The following is a 1605-nucleotide window of genomic DNA, read 5'->3' as shown; positions in this document are numbered from 1 at the left end:
CTCACATGGGGAGACCCCACACTACCATCGGCGCTACGGCGTTTCACTGCTGAGTTCGGCATGGGGTCAGGTGGGACCACCGCGCTATTGCCGCCAGACAAATCCTGTATTCAATCCCGAACAAGCTGCTGTCTTTCATTTGAAATCCTGGCTCTCTCACGCCCAAAACACCTTCGGTGTTGTCAGGTTAAGCCGCACGGTTCATTAGTACTGGTTAGCTCAACGTCTCGCAACGCTTACACACCCAGCCTATCCACGTCCTCGTCTCGAACGTTCCTTCAGTGTCCTCAAGGGACAAGGGAAGACTCATCTCAAGGCAAGTTTCCCGCTTAGATGCTTTCAGCGGTTATCTCTGCCGCACTTAGCTACCGGGCAATGCCATTGGCATGACAACCCGAACACCAGTGGTGCGTCCACTCCGGTCCTCTCGTACTAGGAGCAGCCCCTTTCAATCTTCCAACGCCCACGGCAGATAGGGACCGAACTGTCTCACGACGTTCTAAACCCAGCTCGCGTACCACTTTAAATGGCGAACAGCCATACCCTTGGGACCTACTTCAGCCCCAGGATGTGATGAGCCGACATCGAGGTGCCAAACACCGCCGTCGATATGAACTCTTGGGCGGTATCAGCCTGTTATCCCCGGAGTACCTTTTATCCGTTGAGCGATGGCCCTTCCATTCAGAACCACCGGATCACTAAGACCTACTTTCGTACCTGCTCGAGCTGTCACTCTCGCAGTCAAGCTAGCTTATGCCTTTGCACTAACCTCACGATGTCCGACCGTGATTAGCTAACCTTCGTGCTCCTCCGTTACGCTTTGGGAGGAGACCGCCCCAGTCAAACTACCCACCAGACACTGTCCGCAGCCCGGATCACGGGCCCACGTTAGAACATCAAACATTCAAGGGTGGTATTTCAAGGATGGCTCCGTGCAGACTGGCGTCCACACTTCACAGCCTCCCACCTATCCTACACATCAAGGCTCAAGGTTCAGTGTCAAGCTATAGTAAAGGTTCACGGGGTCTTTCCGTCTTGCCGCGGGTACACTGCATCTTCACAGCGAGTTCAATTTCACTGAGTCTCGGGTGGAGACAGCCTGGCCATCATTACGCCATTCGTGCAGGTCGGAACTTACCCGACAAGGAATTTCGCTACCTTAGGACCGTTATAGTTACGGCCGCCGTTTACTGGGGCTTCGATCAAGAGCTTCGCCTTGCGGCTGACCCCATCAATTAACCTTCCAGCACCGGGCAGGCGTCACACCGTATACGTCCACTTACGTGTTTGCACAGTGCTGTGTTTTTATTAAACAGTTGCAGCCAGCTGGTATCTGCGACTGGCGTCAGCTCCGGGCGCTCGGCCCTTCACCTACTGCCAGCGTGCCTTCTCCCGAAGTTACGGCACCATTTTGCCTAGTTCCTTCACCCGAGTTCTCTCAAGCGCCTGAGTATTCTCTACCTGACCACCTGTGTCGGTTTGGGGTACGATTCTGTGTTACCTGGTGCTTAGAGGCTTTTCCTGGAAGCAGGGCATCAACCACTTCAGCACCGTAGTGCCTCGTCATTACGCCTCAGTGTTGCAGTACTCCGGATTTGCCTGGAG

Annotated in this window: 2 rRNA genes; both read right to left on the bottom strand. The window is 54.4% G+C overall.

What is annotated here, in order from left to right:
- A 5S ribosomal RNA gene (gene rrf, locus AAC854_RS22435) occupies positions 1–98 on the bottom strand; the annotation flags it as partial.
- A gap of 85 nt (positions 99–183) precedes the next feature.
- Positions 184–1605, bottom strand: a 23S ribosomal RNA gene (locus tag AAC854_RS22430); the annotation flags it as partial.

The sequence above is a fragment of the Xenorhabdus entomophaga genome, from assembly GCF_037996725.1.
Taxonomy (GTDB): domain Bacteria; phylum Pseudomonadota; class Gammaproteobacteria; order Enterobacterales; family Enterobacteriaceae; genus Xenorhabdus; species Xenorhabdus khoisanae.
This window is presented reverse-complemented; position numbering and strand designations above follow the sequence as displayed.